This window comes from Ruegeria sp. AL11 (genome assembly GCF_056540865.1).
This window is the reverse complement of record NZ_JBQFXO010000028.1, coordinates 1-3,323: the sequence shown is the minus strand read 5'-3', so window position 1 is coordinate 3,323 and position 3,323 is coordinate 1. Positions and strand designations below refer to the sequence as shown.

General features: G+C 56.0%; 3 protein-coding genes. 1 reads left to right on the top strand and 2 read right to left on the bottom strand.

Features of this window, described 5'->3' with window-relative positions:
* Window positions 1-254: 254 nt before the first annotated feature.
* Window positions 255-1,043, bottom strand: coding sequence for an IS21-like element helper ATPase IstB (gene istB, locus ACR0IP_RS22965; protein ID WP_480474839.1), 789 nt, complete (start codon window positions 1,041-1,043; stop codon window positions 255-257).
* Window positions 1,033-2,562, bottom strand: a complete 1,530-nt coding sequence (gene istA / locus ACR0IP_RS22960; protein WP_480474840.1) for an IS21 family transposase — start codon at window positions 2,560-2,562, stop codon at window positions 1,033-1,035. Before istA ends, istB begins: the two co-directional genes overlap by 11 nt.
* A gap of 237 nt (window positions 2,563-2,799) precedes the next feature.
* Between istA and ACR0IP_RS22955 the strand changes: the two genes are divergently transcribed.
* Window positions 2,800-3,249 (top strand): hypothetical protein, encoded by a 450-nt coding sequence (locus tag ACR0IP_RS22955; RefSeq protein WP_480528133.1) that lies wholly within the window; start codon window positions 2,800-2,802, stop codon window positions 3,247-3,249.
* Window positions 3,250-3,323 lie beyond the last annotated feature (74 nt).

Below are 3,323 nucleotides of genomic sequence, written 5' to 3'. Positions count from 1 at the left end.
GTTGCCGACACTTTCTCTGCAGCAGTCAGACAATGAGGCGCAAAGAGAACTGCGGGGATAAGCATTGAACGCAACATGTTGTTTCCTTCGACAGTGGGGCAAAACCAGCATGATAGAGACTACGAAATTTATTGCTAGGTAAGGAACGCATAGCCGGACCTGAAAAGTCAGCTTCGTCCCGCTGTTGATTTCCGCTGAGAAGTGACCCGGTATTTTCACCGAGATTTGACCCACCTTTGTTTATGTCTCAGCGTTTATGTTGTGGTCAATGTTGGCGTTTCCTTTCTCGTTTTCCTTGCTTCAGAACTTGCCTTGAAGCGGTAGCTGTCGTTACCGGTTTCGAGGATGTGGCAGCGGTGCGTGAGGCGGTCGAGGAGAGCTGTTGTCATCTTTGCATCCCCGAAGACCTGCGCCCATTCAGAGAAGCTGAGGTTGGTTGTGATGATGACGCTGGTGCGCTCATAGAGCTTGCTGAGCAGGTGGAATAGCAGTGCGCCGCCGGATGAGCTGAATGGCAGGTAGCCGAGCTCGTCGAGAATGACCAAGTCGACCTTGGTCATCATCTCAGCCATCTTCCCGGTTTTGCCTAGCACCTTTTCCTGCTCCAGCGCATTGACCAGTTCCACTGTCGAATAGAAGCGGACTTTACGCCTGTGATGTTCGATGGCCTGAACGCCGATGGCAGTCGCGATGTGGCTCTTGCCAGTACCGGGGCCGCCGATCAGGACAACGTTCTCTGCATTTTCCATGAACTCTCCGCGGTGCAATTGCCGGACAGTGGCCTCGTTGATCTCACTGGATTTGAAGTCGAAGCCTGCGAGGTCTTTGTAAGAGGGGAAGCGCGCCACCTTGGTGTGATAGGCGATTGACCGCACCTCCCGCTCAGCGATCTCAGCTTTGAGAAGCTGAGACAGCATCGGTGTTGCGGTCTCGAAGGCGGGCGCGCCCTGAGCGACCAGATCCTCTACTGCATTTGCCATGCCATACAGCTTGAGGCTGCGCAGCATGATCACGACGGAAGCTCCTGCTGGATCATGACGCATGGCGCTTCTCCCCGGTTTGTCTCAGATCATCGTAGCGGTCCACGTTTGCCTTCGGGGTCGTTTCCAAAGCCAGCGCATCTGGTGGGTCGATCTCTGGAAGGTCTGTTTGCTTCTTGTCAATCAAGCGGTGCAGCAGGTTCAGGATATGCGTCTTGGTAGGAACCCCGGCTTCCAACGCCAATTCTACGGCGCGTAGAACTGCGTCCTCGTCGTGATGCAAAACCAGTGACAGGATATCGACCATTTCCCTGTCACCACCCTCTTTGCGGAGCATATGATCCTGGAGTCGACGGAAGGCATCTGGCATCTCTGTGAACGGCGCACCGTTACGCAGAGCACCCGGTTTACGTTGGATGACTGCCAAATAGTGACGCCAATCGTAGACCACTCTGCCAGGCTTGCGATGTGACCGCTCTATGATCCGCTCATGTGAACAAACGGTTTGGCCCTCAGCCACGATGACCAGACGTTCGGGGTAGACATGCAGGCTGATACGCTGGTTGGCAAAGCTGGCCGGCACGCTGTACCGGTTGCGTTCGAAGGTCACCAGGCATGTCGGCGATACCCGTTTGCTGTGTTCGACAAATCCATCGAAGGCGGGCGGCAGCGCCATCAACGTGGGCTTCTCAGCTTCCCATGCATCAGCAACAGTACCCGGCAATTCCCGGTGCTTTGTCTCGGCCCATAGGGCGACACAGCGATCCTCAAGCCATTGGTTCAGCTCGCCCAGATCCTTGAAGATGGGCATGACCTGCCACAGCCGGTTGCGCGCATCGCGGACGTTCTTCTCGACCTGACCTTTCTCCCAACCCGCAGCAGGGTTGCAGAACTCTGGTTCAAAAACATAATGGCTGGCCATGGCCTTGAAGCGGGCATTGATGTCACGCTGCTTGCCTCGGCCCACACGGTCCACGGCCGTCTTCATATTATCGTAAATCCCGCGGCCGGGAACGCCACCAAACACGCGGAACGCATGCCAATGGGCGTCAAACAGCATCTCATGCGCTTGCAACGGATAGGCTCGCACGAGGAAAGCCCGGCTGTGTGAGAGTTTGATATGGGCGACCTGAAGCTTGACCCGATCTCCACCGATATTGGCCCAGTCTTCGCTCCAGTCGAACTGGAACGCTTCACCCGGCTGGAATACCAGCGGCACGTAAGTTCCGCGTCCCGTCGTCTGTTCCGCACGGTGCCGATCTGACCGCCACGTCCGCGCGAATGCGGCAACACGGCCATAGGATCCTTCATAACCCAGCTTCACCAGATCAGCATGCATCTGCTTCACCGTGCGCCGCTCCTTGCGGGGCTTGCGTGTCTGGGCGAGCAGCCAGGCAGACAACCGATCCGCATACGGATCCAATTTGCTAGAACGCGGCGGTGTCTTGAACTTCGGTTCTACAGCGCCTTCGCGTAGATACTTTTTGATGGTGTTGCGAGACAGCCCCGTGCGCCGTGAAATCTCGCGAATTGGCATTTTGTCACGCAATGCCCAGCGTCGTATGACACTCAAAAATCCCATGTCGATCACTCCAAATCACCCCAAACGAAAACGTCGGGGCAATGTGCTCACATGGGTCAATTCTCAGTGAAAATTATCTGGCTTACCGGGTCACTTCTCAGCGGAAATCAACACTCAGGCGGCCATCTGTCCCAATATCCCTGACGACGGACAGTAGACCCTGAAGAGCAGAGGAGAGCCGTAGAGTTTCTTACCGGTGAAGCCATCCATGGCCTCAATGCTTTTGCAGACCCGGACTTGCTCGGACGTTTTCGGCCCGTCGGAGGGTTGATTTCGGTCGAAAACGCAGCGGCGCAGATCATGGACGAAGTCCAGAACCGGAAGAGCGACAGGATGGTTTACACGCAACGTCGTCTCCTGGGCGACACAGCCATGTCGCTGCAGGAATACGTCTCGCTGGTCACCGAAACACTATTGAGCGATCTGCCGTCAAAGGAACTGGTTTCGCCAGCGCAGAACGGTGCAATAATAGCCTATATCGACATCCTGACCGACCTAACCACCGAGGATGGCAATGCCGAGGATCTTGTCGCACTGGTCGATGCCGAGTACCCGTTGGAGGTTGCCATGGTCGCAGTTGGCGGACTGAAGGGAACCTCCATCGGGGAGATAGCGAGCGCGGAACTCGACCGTGTGAACGCTATGCTGGGTAAGGGTCTTTCCGAACAAGGCGAAGAGGAGCAGTAGCGGTGCTGGCTCGTCGGTCCAGCGCAAGGATTGAAGGCCCAAAAAGAACCCATTCTGTTTGACGAAGTCTGATG

What these genes read in the sequence shown, in the direction of transcription:
- istB (WP_480474839.1), bottom strand. Translation starts at nt 1,043, where the DNA reads ATGCGTCATGATCCAGCAGGAGCTTCCGTCGTGATCATGCTGCGCAGC.
- istA (WP_480474840.1), bottom strand. Translation starts at nt 2,562, where the DNA reads ATGGGATTTTTGAGTGTCATACGACGCTGGGCATTGCGTGACAAAATG.